This is a genomic window from Streptomyces sp. NPDC053069 (assembly GCF_044546895.1).
Classification (GTDB): domain Bacteria; phylum Actinomycetota; class Actinomycetes; order Streptomycetales; family Streptomycetaceae; genus Streptomyces.
Map to the genome: position 1 here is coordinate 111006 of NZ_JBITZN010000003.1, position 15919 is coordinate 126924.

The 15919-nt window shown below is 72.6% G+C and carries 13 protein-coding genes; 3 read left to right on the forward strand and 10 right to left on the reverse strand.

All coding sequences use genetic code 11. The features are described 5' to 3' along the window. Window positions 1-7 precede the first annotated feature (7 nt). Window positions 8-493: a GNAT family N-acetyltransferase gene (locus ACIGXP_RS07485; RefSeq protein ID WP_363215518.1), complete on the reverse strand. Its 486-nt coding sequence runs from the start codon at window positions 491-493 to the stop codon at window positions 8-10. A 61-nt stretch (window positions 494-554) separates the two neighbouring features. Next, a complete protein-coding gene (locus tag ACIGXP_RS07490; RefSeq protein ID WP_351240678.1) occupies window positions 555-728 on the reverse strand; it encodes a hypothetical protein in 174 nt (57 codons plus the stop codon). Window positions 729-1222: 494 nt separating this feature from the next. On the opposite strand from ACIGXP_RS07490, the gene ACIGXP_RS07495 reads away from it, so the two are divergent. Beyond that, entirely contained in the window at window positions 1223-1585 is a 363-nt protein-coding gene (locus ACIGXP_RS07495; RefSeq protein ID WP_399765137.1) for a hypothetical protein, read from the forward strand. 61 nt (window positions 1586-1646) lie between these two features. On the opposite strand, the gene ACIGXP_RS07500 is transcribed toward ACIGXP_RS07495, so the two are convergent. The 7 genes from ACIGXP_RS07500 to ACIGXP_RS07530 all read right to left on the reverse strand — a co-directional run bounded on the left by ACIGXP_RS07500 (window position 1647) and on the right by ACIGXP_RS07530 (window position 11409). Next, the gene (locus ACIGXP_RS07500) at window positions 1647-3149 is read right to left on the reverse strand and encodes an SDR family NAD(P)-dependent oxidoreductase (protein ID WP_363215516.1); all 1503 of its coding nucleotides are present in this window, start codon (window positions 3147-3149) and stop codon (window positions 1647-1649) included. A 582-nt stretch (window positions 3150-3731) separates the two neighbouring features. Next, complete coding sequence (locus ACIGXP_RS07505) at window positions 3732-5063, reverse strand: wax ester/triacylglycerol synthase family O-acyltransferase (RefSeq protein WP_399765141.1); 1332 nt, start codon at window positions 5061-5063, stop codon at window positions 3732-3734. A 155-nt stretch (window positions 5064-5218) separates the two neighbouring features. Further along, a complete protein-coding gene (locus ACIGXP_RS07510; protein WP_399765144.1) occupies window positions 5219-7540 on the reverse strand; it encodes a GH92 family glycosyl hydrolase in 2322 nt (773 codons plus the stop codon). Window positions 7541-7673: 133 nt separating this feature from the next. Then, window positions 7674-8141, reverse strand: a complete 468-nt coding sequence (locus ACIGXP_RS07515) for a GNAT family N-acetyltransferase (RefSeq protein ID WP_399765147.1) — start codon at window positions 8139-8141, stop codon at window positions 7674-7676. A 42-nt stretch (window positions 8142-8183) separates the two neighbouring features. After that, entirely contained in the window at window positions 8184-9404 is a 1221-nt protein-coding gene (gene glgC, locus ACIGXP_RS07520; RefSeq protein WP_399765150.1) for a glucose-1-phosphate adenylyltransferase, read from the reverse strand. Between the two features lie 50 nt (window positions 9405-9454). Next, the gene (gene glgA / locus ACIGXP_RS07525) at window positions 9455-10606 is read right to left on the reverse strand and encodes a glycogen synthase (protein WP_399765153.1); all 1152 of its coding nucleotides are present in this window, start codon (window positions 10604-10606) and stop codon (window positions 9455-9457) included. A 41-nt stretch (window positions 10607-10647) separates the two neighbouring features. Beyond that, the gene (locus ACIGXP_RS07530; RefSeq protein WP_363216052.1) at window positions 10648-11409 is read right to left on the reverse strand and encodes a (2Fe-2S)-binding protein; all 762 of its coding nucleotides are present in this window, start codon (window positions 11407-11409) and stop codon (window positions 10648-10650) included. A gap of 227 nt (window positions 11410-11636) precedes the next feature. Between ACIGXP_RS07530 and ACIGXP_RS07535 the strand changes: the two genes are divergently transcribed. Beyond that, on the forward strand, window positions 11637-12803 hold the full coding sequence (locus ACIGXP_RS07535; RefSeq protein ID WP_399765157.1) for a DMT family transporter: 1167 nt from the start codon (window positions 11637-11639) through the stop codon (window positions 12801-12803). Here ACIGXP_RS07535 and ACIGXP_RS07540 read toward each other — a convergent pair. Beyond that, window positions 12793-13956 (reverse strand): transglycosylase family protein, encoded by a 1164-nt coding sequence (locus ACIGXP_RS07540; RefSeq protein ID WP_399765160.1) that lies wholly within the window; start codon window positions 13954-13956, stop codon window positions 12793-12795. The genes ACIGXP_RS07535 and ACIGXP_RS07540 overlap by 11 nt on opposite strands. 293 nt (window positions 13957-14249) lie before the next feature. On the opposite strand from ACIGXP_RS07540, the gene gndA reads away from it, so the two are divergent. Continuing rightward, window positions 14250-15689, forward strand: a complete 1440-nt coding sequence (gndA, locus tag ACIGXP_RS07545) for an NADP-dependent phosphogluconate dehydrogenase (protein WP_363216055.1) — start codon at window positions 14250-14252, stop codon at window positions 15687-15689. The last annotated feature ends 230 nt before the right edge of the window (window positions 15690-15919 follow it).

Here is a 15919-nt window from a genome sequence, read left to right on the forward strand (position 1 = left end):
GCACCGGCTATTCGAGTGACCGGTACATGATGTGCAGGCCCACCCTGCCGTGCCGGGGGTGGTCGAAGGCCTCCGGGACCGTGCCGAGGACGGTGAAGCCGAGGGAGGTCCACAGGGCGACCGCGGGGTTCGTCTCGACCACGGCGTTGAAGACCATCGCGCGGTAGCCGTGGGCCCTGGCCTCGGCCAGGACGTGTTCGGCGAGGGCGCGGCCGATGCCCTCACCGGTCCGGTCGGGGTCGACCATGAAGCCCGCGTTGGCCACGCGGGCGGCGGGGCCACCGTAGTTGGGAGTGAGGTAGGCCGAGCCGACCACGGTTCCGGTCGCGTCCTCGGCGACGTAGACGCGCTTGGCCGGGTTCATCCACAGGGCGCGGGCGTCCTCCTCGGAGGTCCCCGGGTCCCAGGCGTAGGTTTCGGCGGCGGCGACGATCCGGTGCCAGAAAGGCCAGATCCGCGGCCAGTCCCCGGCCGCGGCTTCTCTGATCAGCATGGGCGTGAGTCTGCCAGGTCACGCCCATGCCGCGGCGATCGCGAAGGTCCGGCCCCGGGTGTCAGTCCACGCTGGGCAGGATGTGCGGCTCGGCAAGGTCGTCCTCGTAGCCCGCGAGGCGGATCGGGGCCGAACGGGCCCACACATCGAGGCTGCCGAGCTCTTCGGGCCGTCGGCCCGCGCGCTCCGTGCGTTCCTTGGGGCGCTGTTCGCGATTCGTCTTCTCCGGTGTCACCGCGCACTCCTTATGTGTCGGTCACCCTCGAGGGCCTGCCGGACAACCTGTGCTTCGGCACTCGACGCCCGCTCGGGTCTGGATGGAAGGCCAGTTCGGACGCGGTGGCGCCGGTACGTCATGCAGAGCAGGCCGTTGTCAACCGGCTCACCCCGGGACGGACGATGGGTGTGGGTGGGACCCCGTAATGCTGTCCGTCCCCTCCAGATTAACCAAATGAGCGGCCTGCCGCTCGATAGGGAGTGCAAACAAGATGTAACTATCGGACGCCGAATACCCCCTCAATGCCCCCCAATATGCAGCTATTTGGCACTGGGCGCATCACACGACCAGCACGACGAATCACCCGCTCGGCCCACGCGCACGAACACACCTTCGAGCCGGCTCGGCTTGCGGCCCGGGCCGCGGTGCAGTTCAAGTGCCGTTGGCCGGGCCGCAAGCTCGCCATGGTCTGCTCATGAGCCGCAACGGCTGTCTCGCGGAAGGACTGACGCATGGAGCTGCGCAGCGTCGAGGAGCTGATGGATCTGCTGTACGCCGGCCGGCACCAGCACGCGCTGCGCACCGCCGCGCTGCTGCGCCGCAGCCGCCCCGCCGACAAGGAGCTCCAGGTGGCGGGGCTGGTCCAGGACATCGGCGCGACCGAGGCGGTGCGCTCACTGCTCGGGGAGCGGGTTTTCCGGCTGGTGCGCGGGGACTGCGACCCCACCGCCCCCGCCGACGACGATGTGCTGCGGCTGCGCCAGGCCGACGCGGAGAGCCGCACCGCGGGCTTCGACGCGGGTGTGCTGGAGGACTGGCGTACGGTGCTGGAACTGGTGGCGGCCCGGAACTCCAGGCTCGGCGCCGTCGACTGACCGGGGAGGACGGTCCCGGCCTGCGGCCGGTGGCTGACGGCGCGTCACCACCGTCGCCCGCTCACCATTTGCCGGGCGCGTAGTCCTTCAGGAAGACGCCGTACAGGTCCTCGCCCGCCTCGCCGCGGACGATCGGGTCGTAGACGCGGGCGGCGCCGTCGACCAGGTCGAGGGGGGCGTGGAAGCCGGCCTCGGCGAGGCGCAGCTTGTCGTAGTGCGGACGCTCGTCCGTGATCCAGCCGGTGTCTACGGAGGTCATGAGGATGCCGTCGGTGTCGAACATCTCCTGGGCGCTGGTCCGCGTGACCATGTTCATGGCCGCCTTCGCGGCGTTGGTGTTCGGGTGCCCGGCGCCCTTGTAGCCGCGGCTGAAGACGCCCTCCATCGCGGAGACGTTGACGACGTACGCACGGCCGCTGGAGGCCTTCTTCGCGGCGTCCGCCATCGCCGGGCGCAGGGCGCTGATCAGGATGAACGGGGACGTGTAGTTGCACAGCTGGGTTTCGAGCAGCTCGACCGGCGAGATCTGGTCGATGGTCTGCACCCAGGTGTTGGTGTCGACGACGTCGGGAACGAGGCCGCCGGCGTCGATGGCGGTGCCGTCGATGTGCCGGGCGATGCTCGCGTTGCCCGCGACGAGGGCGAGGTCGGCGACCTTCTGCGCGTCCAGGCCGCTGGTGCCGACGGGCAGCGCGGCGATGCCGTCGACGGCGCCGGAGTTGAAGGCGCCGATCACGTGGTGGGCGGGGAGTTCACCGGCGGGCAGCGGGGCGCTCTCGCCCTCCACCAGGGCCGCGTACGCGGAGGGCAGGCGGCGTACGGTCTGCGTGGCGTTGTTGATCAGGATGTCCAGCGGGCCCGCCTCGGCGACCTGCTCGGCCAGGGCCACGGCCTGGGCCGGGTCGCGCAGGTCGATACCGACGACGTCGAGCCGGTGCAGCCAGTCCGCGGAGTCCTCCATCGCCTTGAAGCGCCGGATGGCGTCCTTGGGGAAGCGGGTGGTGATGGTGGTGTGCGCACCGTCACGCAGCAGCCGCAGCGCAATGTACATGCCGATCTTGGCGCGGCCGCCGGTGAGCAGGGCCCGCTTGCCGGTGAGGTCGGTGCGGGCGTCCCGCTTGGCGCGGTTCTCGGCGGCGCACTTCTGGCAGAGCTGGTGGTAGAAGTAGTCGACCTCGACGTAGCGCTGCTTGCAGGTGTAGCAGGAGCGGGGGCGCTGGAGTATGCCCGCGATCTTGCCGGCCTCGACCTTGGAGGAGGGCAGGATGCCCTCGGTCTCGTCGTCGATGCGCTCGGCGGAGCCGGTGGCGGTGGCCTCGGTGACGGCGCGGTCGTGCGCGGTCTTGGCGGCGCGGCGCTCCTGGCGGCGGCGCTGCTTGACCGTGCGGTAGATGTGCGAGGTGGCCCGGCGGACCTTGATCGCGTCCGGGTGGTCGACGTCGAGCTGGTCCAGTTCCTCCAGCACGCTCAGGCAGACGGCCAGCCGCTCGGGGTCGATACCCGGCCCGTAGACCACCTCGTCCGTGGCCATGGAGGCCATGGAGCCGTCCTCTGTCACCGTCATCGCGCTGCCGCTTCCCTGATCACCCGCGCAGCGCTCCGACTCGCGCCCGCTTTCGAACGGGGAATTTTACGGAGCGCACGGCCCGGCCGCCAAACCCGATCCGTTCCGTGGTCGTGATCGGGCGTGCTCGCCGTGGCCGGCTTGCGGTCGTGCGCTGGGGGCGGGGGCGGTGCTGTGCTCGCCGTCGAGGCCGTGCGGGACCATACCCGGCGGACACGTCCCCGGCCTCCCACGCCGAGCCGGGCCCCCTCACCGGCGACGGACCCGCAGGCGCCCCAAGGCGAGCTCCGCCCCCACCGACCGACCCGCAGGCAACCCAGGGTGAGCCCTGCGCCCCACCGACCGACGCACGGCGACCCATGGCGAGCCCTGCACCCCCACCGACCGACCCACGGCGACCCACGGCACGCCTCCCCCGCCCCACCAACCGACCCGCAAGCCCCCACGGCGCCCCTCCCGCCCACGGACCCGCGAGCCGCCGACGGTGGACGTGCCCCGCGGGGGCCACCCGCACCCGGCGACGAAAGCCGCGCGGGTGGTGCGGGTGGTGCGGGTGGGAACCCCTCCCGGCCGGAGGCCGGATCAGGCCTCGCAGACCGACAGCAGCATCGACACCTCGGCCGACACCGCGTGAGCGAACCGGTCCAGGTCCGGCACGGCCTCCGCATCGGCCACCAGCCCGTAGTGCACACGCCCCCGGTACGTCGAGATGGCCACCGCCAGCGCCTGGCCCGGGGCGAGCGGAGCCAGCGGATAGACCTCGGCCAGCTCGTGCCCGCCGAGCCGCAGTCCCACCCCCGGCAGCGGCACGCTGGTGACGAGGATGTCGAACCACAGCCGGGCCGCCTGTCCGACGAGCGGTCCGCCGAGCCGGTGGCCGAGGGCCGGGACGTGATCGGCGAGCAGCGCCACTGCGCCCGCACCCCGGTCGGGCCCCGCGTCCTTGTTGCGGAGCATGGCCGTGCGCACGGTGTCGAGCCGGCCGAGCGGGTCGGGCTCGTGCACGGGGAGCCGTATCAGATAGCCGGAGAGCCGGTTGCCCTGTGGGTGGGCGGTGCGCGGGCGGCGCCGGGAGACGGGGATGAGCGCACGGGGCGCCACCCCCTTGCTGCCGTCGCCCCGCTCCTCCAGCCAGCGGCGCAGCGCCCCGGCGACCACGGCGATGAGCACGTCGTTCACGGTGCCGCCGGCGGCCTTGCGCACCCGGTGCACGTCGTCGATGTCCACGACGACCCCTGCGGTACGGCGGGTACCGCTCGGGGCCGAGGTCAGCGCGGAGACCGGCCGCATACCCAGGGTGGAGCGGGCGAGCGAGGCCCCGATGTCCAGCGCCCGGCCGACGTCGGACAGCGCGCCCCTGACCAGCCCGGGAACGAGCCCGGGCAGCTTGCGGATGTCGGGCAGCAGGCCGCGCGGAGGCTCGATGGCGCGGGGTGCCCGCTCGGGCATGTCCACGGGATCCAGCACACCGGCGGCGAGTTTCAGCGCGCGCAGCCCGTCGGCGAGGGCGTGGTGGAACTTGAAAAGGACGGCGAAGGAGACACCGTCCTCGCCGGGCAGGACGTGCGCCTCCCACGGCGGCCGGCCCCGCTCCAGGGGGCGCTCCATGAGCCGGCCGGCGACCGCGTGGAAGTCGGCGGTCGGCGCGTGCAGCCGTACGTGGTTCAGCGGGTCGAAGTCCGGGTCGGGTTCCCGGGTGGCGCCGCCGAAGGCGAGCGGCTGCCACACGTCGCGGATGCGCAGGCGCAGCCCGGGTACGGCGGCGGCGCGGGCGGCGAGCAGGTCTGCGGCATGGGCACCGGCCGTGGGCGAGTGGCAGCCGAAGACGCCGAGGGCGCCGAGGTGCATCGGGTGCCGGTCGGACTCCATGTTCCAGAACGCCAGGTCGAGGGGAGCGAGCAGGTCGGAAGTCAAGGGCTTGCCTCACGCGTCGACGACGGGTGGATCTACGGTCTTTTGCAGTCAATCCCCGTCGACCGATTACGGTCAAGTACGATCAGGCTACGCTCAGTTAACGGCAGATTAAGTCCCGCCCCTGCAAAGCGGGCGGGACCTAGGGATACCTGAGCTCACTTCAGGACGGGCTGCGCCGCCTCGGGTGACGTACCCCACTCAGACGGGCGCGGGCCGACCGTGAACGCGAGCGAGCGCAGGGAGCGCAGCGCACCCGTCGTCAGATACGTCCGCTCGTGCGGTGTTCCGTCGGCACGGACGGTCTGGATGTAGCGGTCGGTGGCGGAGGTGCCGGGCGCGGCGATCGTCAGCCCGCCGCTCGGCCAGTACCGGCGGTCCAGGGTCAGGTCGACGCGGTCGAAGACCGGGGTCGACAGGCCCCAGGTGCTGTACCCGGGCTGGATCGGGAACAGCCCGATGGACGACAGCACGTTCCAGGCGGACATCGTGCCCAGGTCGTCGTTGCCGGTCATGCCGGTGGGCCCGTCGGTGAAGAGGGTCAGGGCCGCGTGCACCACGTCGGTGGTCTTCCACGGCTGCCCGGTGGCGAGGTAGGTGTAGGGGGCGATGAGGTCGGGCTCGTTCATCGGGTTGTACTTGTCGGCGTTGTAGTACGCGTACGCGTTGCCGTGCACCCACACCTCGCGGGCGGTCCTCGCGGGGTCGGCGAGCAGCCGGTCGTAGGCGAAGAAGGAGTCCAGGCGCTCGTTGGCGGCGCGCTCTCCGCCGATGAGCCGCACCATGCCGGGCACGTCCTGCGGCACCAGCCACTGGTACTGCCAGGCGGTGCCCTCGTGGAAGCCGGTGCCGAGCGCCGGGTCGGCCGAGCCGGTGAAGGCGCCGGATGCGTCGCGGGCGCGGAAGAAGCCCGTCGACGGGTCGAAGATGCTCCGGTAGTTCTGGGCGCGGGCCGCATACCGGTCGGCGTCCGCCTCATGGCCGAGTCCGCGGGCCATCTGGGCCAGCATCGCGTCGGCGAGCGCGTACTCCAGGGTGACGGAGGCGCCGTGGTGGTAGTCGGAGTCGCCCAGCTTGGCCAGCGGACGGTCCTTGATGAACGGGGCGAAGCCCTGCGCGAGGTACTCGGCGTTGGCCTCACGGCCGATGCCCGGGTAGTCGGCGGGCGGGACGCCGTCGGCGTTCTTCTTCAGCGCGCGGTAGGCCCGCTCCTCGAAGCCCTTGAGCAGCCCCGTCTGATACGCCGTGGTCAGGAACGGGGTGACCGGGTCGCCGCTCATGACGTTCGTCTCGACCGGACCGTAGCCCCACTTGGGCAGCCAGCCGCCGTCCTCGGCGATCGCCACGACCGAGCGGGCCATGTCCCGGGCCTCGTGCGGCGCGAGCAGCGCGAGGAGCTGGGCCTGGGTGCGGTAGGTGTCCCACAGCGACCAGTTCTGGTAGTACGTGAACCCGTCGGCGCGGTGGGTACGGCGGTCCCAGCCGAGGTACCGGCCGTCGGCGTCGCCGCCGATGTTCGGCGCGAGGAACGACCGGTAGAGCGAGGAGTAGAAGGTCCGGCGCAGGGTGCCCGTGCCGCCCCGCACCTGGACGGCTGCGAGCCGCTTCTCCCACTGCTCACGTGCCCGCTCGCGTACCGCGTCGAAGGACCGGCCGCCCTCGGCGCGCAGATTGCCGGCCGCGCCGCCCGCGTCGACGTACGACAGGGCGGTGGTCGCCTCGACGGTACGGTCCTCGGTGGTGTCGAAGCGGACGTAGGCGCCGCCGTGCCCGCTGCGGGAGCCCGGGGTGACGGTCTTCCCGTCCCAGGTGCCATAGGCGGTGAAGGGCCGGCTGAAGCGGGTGATCGTGTGGACCGTGTAGGGGCCGGTGTCCCGGCAGAAGCCGCGGCCGGTGATCTCGGTGCGCACGGTGTGGTCGTCGAGGATCTCGACGGTGCTGGAGACCGCCTTGTGCAGCGACTGGGCGGCGTTCAGCAGGACGTTGGCCTTGCCGGTGGCGGGGAAGGTGTAGCGCTGCACGCCGGTGCGCTCGGTCGCGGTCAGCTCGGCGCGGATGCCGGAGGACAGGCCGACACGGTAGTAGCCGGGGCTCGCCGTCTCGTCCTGGTGCGAGAAGCCGGCCGCGTACTGGCTGTAGTCCGTCTGCGTGACGTCGCCGGTGGTGGGCAGCACGGGCAGGTCACCGCCGATGCGGCAGCCGACGCCCGAGAGATGGACCAGGGAGAAGCCGCGAATGCGGTTCTGTGTGTAGTCGTAGCCGGTGCTGTGCCCGGTGTCCGGGGAGAGCTGCACCATGCCGAAGGGCACGGCCGCGCCGGGGAAGGTGTTGCCCTCGTCCTGGCTCCCGATGAACGGGTTGACCAGATCGGTGAGGTGGCCGTCGGTCCGCTCGGCAGCCCGTGCGGCGGGGGTGGCGATCAGCGCGGACGCTGCCATCACCCCGGCCAGGCACAGCCGTGTGCGCCGGGTCCCTCTCATGTCGGATGACCTCCGGAGGTTCGAGTCGTTGCCTGCATCCTGAGGGGCGAACGAGCCGAACCCGGGCATTCCATGGGGGTTACCCCCAACGCGTCGCACAAGGTCATGTGTACGAACGAACCATGACAGACGGTCAGAGCGTCAGCTTGAACCCCTCGTGGCTGCGGGCGAAGCCGAGCGCGGTGTAGAAGCGGTGCGCGTCCTCACGGCTCTTGTTGCTGGTGAGCTGAACGAGCGCGCAACCCCTCGCGCGTGCACGGCCCGTGGCCCGCTCCATCAGGGTCCGTCCGAGCCCGCCCCCGCGCCGGTCCGCGCGGATCCGCACCGCCTCGATCAGTGCCCGCTCGGCGCCGCGCCTGCCGAGCCCGGGGATGTACGTCGCCTGCAGGCAGCCCACGACCGTCCCGTCGGCGCTGTCGACGAGGACCAGCATCTCGTTGCGCGGGTCCGCCTCGATGGCGGCGAAGGCGCGCTCGTAGGCCTCCGTCACCTCCACCGTCTCCGGATCCACCACCCGGTCCTCGTCGGCGAGCAGGGCGAGAACGGCGGGCAAGTCGGCGCGGGTGGCGGGACGGAACACCAGTGCGGAGGCAGCAGACATGGCGCGACCCTATCGGGTGCCTCCCGCCGCGCAGCGGCCGTCCTACGGCACCCGCTGCCCCTTCCCCAGGGCGATCACGCCGCCCTTGGAGACGGTGTACAGCTCCGCGTCCCGCTCCGGGTTGACGCCGACGGTCGCGCCGGGCGGAACCTCGACGTTCTTGTCCAGGACGGCACCACGCACCACCGCGCCCCGGCCGATGCGCACGTTGTCGTGCAGCACCGAGCCCTGGACCACCGCGCCCGGGTCGACCCGTACGCCCGGGGACAGGACCGACCGGGTGACCTGACCGCGGATCAGGCAGCCCGCGCTGATGATGGACTCGCCGGCGATGCCGCCCGCGTTGAAGCGGGCCGGGGAGAGCTGGCCCGAGTGGGTGTAGATGGGCCACTGGCGGTTGTAGAGGTTGAACGCGGGACGCTCGGCGATGAGGTCCATGTGCGCCTCGTAGTAGGCGTCGAGGGTGCCCACGTCCCGCCAGTAACCCTGGTCGCCGGAGGTCTCGCCGGGCACGTGGTTCTCGCTGAAGTCGTACAGCCGGGCCTCGCCGCGGGCGGTGAGCTGGGGCAGGATCGAGCCGCCCATGTCGTGCACCGACTGCCCGTCCTCGGCGTCCCGTTGCAGCGCTTCGACGAGGGCCTTGGTGGTGAAGAGGTAGTTGCCCATCGAGGCGAAGACGGTCTCCGGGTCGTCCGGCAGGCCCGGGGGGTCGGCGGGCTTCTCCAGGAAGCGCTCGACGACACGGCCGTCCGGACCGGGGGTGATCACGCCGAAGGACGAGGACGCCGCGCGCGGCACCCGGATCCCGGCCACGGTCACGCCCGCGCCGCCCTCGATGTGCTGCCGGAGCATCTGCCGCGGATCCATCCGGTAGACGTGGTCGGCGCCGAACACGGCCACGTACTCGGGCCGTTCGTCGTGGATCAGGTTCAGCGACTGCAGGATCGCGTCGGCGCTGCCCAGGTACCAGCGCGGGCCGAGGCGCTGCTGGGCCGGGACCGGGGTGACGTAGTTGCCGAGCAGGCTGGACATCCGCCAGGTGGTGGTGATGTGCCGGTCCAGCGAGTGCGACTTGTACTGGGTCAGCACGCAGATGCGCAGGATGTCGGCGTTGACGAGGTTGGACAGGACGAAGTCGACGAGACGGTAGGTGCCGCCGAAGGTGACGGCTGGTTTGGCACGGTCGGCGGTCAGCGGCATCAGGCGTTTCCCCTCGCCGCCCGCCAGTACGATCCCGAGCACGGAAGGTCCTCCACGACGCATGGCCGCTCCCCTCACCCTCGTTGAACCATGGCTGCCCCGAGCGGACGGGACTAAGCCCGCTTGAGGATCTCCTCGTACAGCGCGGCCGTCCGCCGGGCCACGGTGTCCCAGCCGAACTCGCCGACCGCGCGCTCCCGTCCGGCCTCGCCCATCCGCCGGCCGACCGCCGGATCACCGAGGACGGTGTCCAGGGCACGCGCGAGACGCGTCTCGAACTCCTCGTCCACGTCGACCAGCACACCGGTACGGCCGTCGTCCACGACCTCCGGGATGCCGCCGACCCGGGAGGCCACGACCGGGGTGCCGCAGGCCATCGCCTCCAGGTTGACGATGCCGAGAGGTTCGTACACCGAAGGGCACACGAACACGGCCGCGCGGGTGAGGAGTTGGATCACCTCGGGGCGCGGCAGCATCCGCGGGATCCAGAACACGCCCGTCCGGACCCGGCTCAGCTCCTCGAACAGCTCCCGGAACTCCCGGTCGATCTCCGGGGTGTCGGGGGCGCCCGCGCACAGCACGACCTGGGCGCCCGGGTCGATGTCCCGTACCGCGCGCAGCAGATGGGGCACGCCCTTCTGGCGGGTGATCCGGCCGACGAACAGGACGTACGGGCGGGTGGGGTCGATGCCGTGCCGGACGAGGGCGTCGGTGCCGTGGTCGGGGCGGTACAGGCGGGTGTCGATGCCGTTGTGCACCACGTGCACGGCGGCCGGGTCGAGCGCCGGGTAACAGGCGAGGACGTCCTCGCGCATGGCTCCGGACACGGCGATGACCGCGTCGGCGGCCTCGACCGCGGTGCGTTCGGCCCAGCCCGACAGCGCGTATCCGCCGCCCAGTTGCTCCTCCTTCCAGGGGCGCAGCGGCTCCAGGGAGTGGGCGGTGAGCACGTGCGGGACGCCGTACAGCAGCTTGGCGAAGTGGCCGGCGAGGTTCGCGTACCAGGTGTGCGAGTGGACGACTTCGCGGCCCTGGAGGGCGGCGGCGACGGACAGGTCCACGGAGAAGGTGCGCAGCGCGTCGTTGGCGCCGTCCAGCGCGGACCAGGGCCGGTGGCGTACGACCCCCACCCCGCGTCCCTCGCCCCAGCAGTGCACCTCCAGGTCGACCAGCGAGGTCAACTCCCGGGCCAGGAACTCCACATGGACACCGGCGCCGCCGTACACATCCGGGGGGTACTCCCGGGTCAGCAGTCCCACTCGCACCCGACAACCCCCTGGTCTCGGCGGCAGGTTCCTTTTCATGGTCACCCAGACGCGGCCCGTGGGGAAGAGCGCGGCGGCCGGGTGAAGCAGCAGTCGCCGCAGACCCCGCCACCGGGCACCCGGTAGTACAGGCAGCAGCTGCGGCGGCGGAAGGCCGTGCCGGTGCGGGTGCCGGTGGTGCGCAGGAGGGGGTGGGCGAAGAGTTCGTCCGTGAGGGCGCGGGCCCGGCCGGCGGCGTCGGTACGGCCGTGTGCGCGGGCCCAGCGGTCCAGTTCCCGGGCCGCCCCGGCGAGCGCGGAGCCCGCGTTGCCCCACAGCAGTCCGGGCGCGCTGCCGTACCGGGCCCGCAGGGTCTCCGCCAGCGGTTCCAGGTGTCCGTGCAGCACGGTGGCGGCGAGGGTGGCGGCGTCGCCGGGCCGCGGGCGCAGCCGGGTCAGGAACAGGTCGTCGGGGGCAGCGGCCGACGGGTCCCAGCGCAGCAGGCGCGGATCGAGATCGGGCGACCTCCCGTACAGGACGGCGCAGCCGAGGGCCACCGCCCACAGCCGGGCGGCCAGCCCCTGCTGGGCGAGGGAGGCGGCGACGCGCGGCTCGGGTGTGCGCAGCCGGTCCGCGACCGTGGCCACGCGCTCCGTCAGGGCGTCGCGGTGGACATCCGAGGTCACCCGTTCGTAGGTCTCCGCGAGTGTCGGCAGCCGCCCGGGATCCGGCCCGCCGGCGGCGTCGGCCGGGTCCGGGGCCGTACGCAGGACGAAGAAACCGCCGAGCGGGCGGAGGGCGGCGAGAGCGGGGTCGAGGTCCACGACACGTACTGGTACCAGGCGCGTTCCCGGCCCGGAGCCCCGGGTCTCCACCATGCGCACCCGTCCCGAGGATGATCACGCGGCCGGTGTACTCCATCGGCAGTAGGACGCATGGCGTGCTCAGGTACGACGACGGGGGGAGCGCGGGCGGGCAGAGTGTTGGCCATGCGATCCGACCGAACGCCGCGCCGGGCCCAGGGCTCCCGCCGCGCGCAGAGGAGACGCCGATGAGCGCCCTCGCGTGGTCCGTGCTGCTGTCGTTCGTGTCCGCCGTCGCCTACGCGGCCGGCGCGATCGCGCAGGAGCAGGTGGCCGTGTCCTCGCCCGCCCGCGCGTATCTGCCGCTGCGCCGGCCGGGCTGGTGGGGGGCGCTGCTGCTCAACGGCCTCGGCGGCGTGCTGCACGTGGTGGCGCTGGCCTACGGCCCGCTCAGCCTCGTCCAGCCGCTGGGTGCGCTGACCATCGTCTTCGCGCTGCCCATGGCGGCGCTGTGCGTCGGCCGCACGGCCGGGGCGACCGCCTGGCGCGGCGCGGTCATGGCCACGGTGGGCCTCGCCGGTCTGCTGTCCCTGGTCGGTTCCTCCGACGCCCACTCCCTCGACGCGGTCCAGCGGTTGGCGGTCGCGCTGGTCACTGGCGGCGCGGTCGTGGCGCTGCTGTGCGCGGGTCTGGCCGCGCACCGGCACCCGGCGGTGCGCAGTGTGCTGCTCGCCGTCGCGTCCGGCGCGGCATTCGGCATGTCGTCGGTGTTCACCAAGACCGTCGCCGTCGACTGGACCCGCGGCATCTGCCTGTCCGAGCTGCCCTCGCTGGCGGTGATCGGCCTGTTCGCCGTCGCCGGCGTCCTGCTGTCCCAGGCCTCCTACCGGGGTGGCGGTCTCGCCGCCCCGCTGGCCACGCTGACCGTGGTCAACCCGGTGCTGGCGGCCGCCGTCGGCATCCTGATGTTCGGCGAGACGTTCCGCTACGGCGGCACGGGCACCGCGCTCGCCGTGAGCTGCGGGGCGGTGGCGGCGGGCGGCCTGATCATGCTGACCACCGAGCGGATCGGACACGGCGGGGCGCCCGACCTCGCGGACTCCCTTGCCGATTCCCTTGCGGACGCCGCCGCGCCGGCTGCCGCCGTGGCGGACGTCCGCGTCGGCGTGCCGCGGCAGCGGGTGACGGCACCACCGGCCGAGCCGGAGCGGGCCGTGCCCCCGGAGGCCGACGGGGTGCTCGACACGCCGGAGCTGCCGGACCTGCTCACGCCAGAACCGGGCACCGCGCAGCAGGCCGACGGCTCCGCGCCGCCGGCCGACACCGCGCTCCCCGCGTCGCACGCCGCGCTGCCCGGGCACGGCCCTGTGCCGCTGCCCGTCCTGGAACCGCCCCGTACCTGCGTCAGATCCTGACGCCGCCGGCCCGCAGATAGGCGAGCGGGTCGATGTCCGTGCCGAAGCCGGGTCCGGTCCGCACCTCGAAGTGCAGGTGCGGACCGGTCACGTTTCCGGTGGCTCCCGAACGGCCGATCCGCTGCCCCGCGCCGACCGTCTGCCCGGTCCGTACCGAGATCGCCGACAGATGGCCGTACTGGGTGTAGCGGCCGTCGGCGTGCCGGATCACCACCTGGTAGCCGTACGAGCCGCCCCAGCCCGCGGCCACCACCTGCCCGGTCTCCGCGGCCTGCACGGCGGTGCCGGTCGGCACGAGGAAGTCGACGCCGGTGTGGTAGCCCTTCGACCAGTGCGCGCCGGCCACGCGGTAGCCGGTGCCGATGGGCGCGTCGACGGGGGCGACGAGCGTGCGGCTGGTGGACGTGGAGTGGTGCGGGGCGGTCCTGTGCTCCGACGGGGCTTTCCTCTTGCGGGAGTCGGTCTCCTTCGCCGGGGACGTGGCGGAGCCGGCGGCCGTGCCCCGCAGGTCGAGCCGCTGGCCCGGCAGTATCAGGTCGGGATCGGACCCGATCGTCGCGCGGTTGCCGGCGTACAGCCCGCGCCAGCCGCCCCGGACGTGGTGCTCGCCGGCGATGCCGGAGAGGGTGTCGCCGTGCACCACCGTGTACATCTCGGCCCGGCCGGCCCTCGACTGCGGGGTGGTCTGCGGCCGTACGTCCGGTACCGGAGCCTTCTTCCCGGCTGTCACGGGCCGGGTCGTGGCGCTGTCCGGGTGCGGGCCCCGGCCGGCGTCGCCCCGGCTCAGCCCGGCCCGCACCGAGCACACCGGCCAGGCGCCCGGCCCCTGCCCGTCGAGGACCCGCTCGGCCACGGCGATCTGCTGGTCCCGGGTCGCGCGGTCGGCGCGCGGGGCATAGCGGGTGCCGCCGTACGCCTCCCAGGTGGACTGGGTGAACTGCAGCCCGCCGTAGTAGCCGTTGCCCGTGTTGATGCTCCAGTCGCCGCTGGACTCGCAGGCGGCGACCTTGTTCCAGGTGGAGGCGTCGGCCGCGGCGGCCGTGCCTGCGGCGACCAGCGGGATCGCGAGGCCGGCGCCGCCCGCCGTGACGGTGAGTGAGGCGCGGTTGATCCTGTTCGGCTGGTACCGGCGATGCCGGCCGCGTACGGCCATGTCCGAATTCCCCTCGGCATGCGTCAGGAGGGGCAAAAGTAAGCGCCGCGAACAGGCCATGACAAGACGGAAAACCGGCCTCCCGCACCGGCCAAGTGGCCGGGAACGGCCCTGTCTTGACCTCGATCGCCGCAAGCCTGCGGGTGAAATCGCCGGACGCTGAGGCCATGGGCTCCGTCACCCGTACACAAGCGTGGCGGGCCGGATGTGCGTTCGCCGGAGCGGCACGTCAGGATGGGCGAGGCCCCGTACTGACGGAGCCGTAGTCACGAGGCAACCAGGGAGCAGGCGGTATGAGCACTTCAGCGCAGATCGGTGTCACGGGCCTCGCGGTCATGGGCCGCAACCTCGCCAGGAACTTCGCCCGCAACGGCTACACGGTCGCCGTGCACAACCGGACGGTTTCGCGGACCAAGGCGCTGGTGGAGGAGTTCGGACACGAGGGCGACTTCGTCGCGGCCGAGACGGCCGAGGACTTCGTGGCGGCCCTGGAGCGCCCGCGCCGCCTGGTGATCATGGTGAAGGCGGGCGAGCCGACCGACGCGGTGATCCAGGAGTTCGCGCCGCTCCTCGAACCCGGAGACATGATCATCGACGGCGGCAACGCGCACTTCGCGGACACCCGGCGCCGGGAACGGGAGCTGCGTGAGCAGGGCATCCACTTCGTCGGCACCGGCATCTCCGGCGGCGAGGAAGGCGCCCTGCACGGGCCGAGCATCATGCCGGGCGGTTCGAAGGAGTCGTACGACTCGCTGGGCCCGATGCTGGAGAAGATCTCGGCGAAGGCCGCGGACGGCGCGCCGTGCGTGACGCACGTGGGTCCGGACGGCGCCGGGCACTTCGTGAAGATGGTCCACAACGGCATCGAGTACGCGGACATGCAGCTGATCGGAGAGGCGTACCAGCTGCTGCGCGACGTCGCCGGGTACACGCCGGCGCAGATCGCGGACATCTTCCGCACCTGGAACACCGGCCGGCTGGACTCCTACCTGATCGAGATCACCGCCGAGGTGCTGTCCCACGTGGACGCGGCGACCGGCAAGCCGTTCGTGGACGTCGTCGTCGACCAGGCCGAGCAGAAGGGCACCGGCCGCTGGACGGTGCAGATCGCACTGGACCTGGGCGTGCCGGTGTCCGGCATCGCCGAGGCGGTCTTCGCGCGGTCGCTGTCCGGGCACGCGGCGCTGCGGGACGCTTCGCGGGGTCTGGCGGGGCCGAAGCCGGCCGCGCTCGGCGAGTCGGAGGCGGCGGCGTTCGCCGACCGGGTCGAGCAGGCGCTGTACGCGTCGAAGATCGTGTCGTACACGCAGGGCTTCCACGAGATCGCCGCGGGCAGCGAGGAGTACGGCTGGGACATCGACCTCGGTGCGGTGTCCTCGATCTGGCGGGGCGGCTGCATCATCCGGGCCGCGTTCCTGGACCGGATCCGGGCCGCGTACGACGCCCGCGCCGATCTGCCGAGCCTGCTGGCGGACGAGACGTTCGCGCGCGAGATCGCGGACGCGCAGGACGACTGGCGGGAGGTGCTGATCGCCGCGACACGGCAGGGGGTGCCGACGCCGGGGTTCGCGGCGGCGCTGGCGTACTACGACGCGTTGCGTGCGGCTCGCCTGCCGGCGGCTCTGACGCAGGGCCAGCGGGACTTCTTCGGGGCGCACACCTATCGGCGGGTGGACCGGGAGGGTGCGTTCCACACGCTGTGGGGCGGAGACCGGACCGAGGTGTCCGCGTAGTTTTTGTCCGCCTGCGGGGCGGGGAACGGGCGTCGGGCGACTGCAGGCGCGTGGTGGCTGGTCGCGCCCGCGCGGCGGAGCCGCAGGTGACACGGCCCCGCGCCCGTTTCAGCTCCCGGTGTGGTCAGGTGAGCGGAGGTCCCGGCTCGGGATTCGGTACGGGTTCCGGGCCCGGCGGGATCGGGGACGGTGAGGGTTCCGGTGGGCCCGGGGCCGGCGGGGCCGGGGGC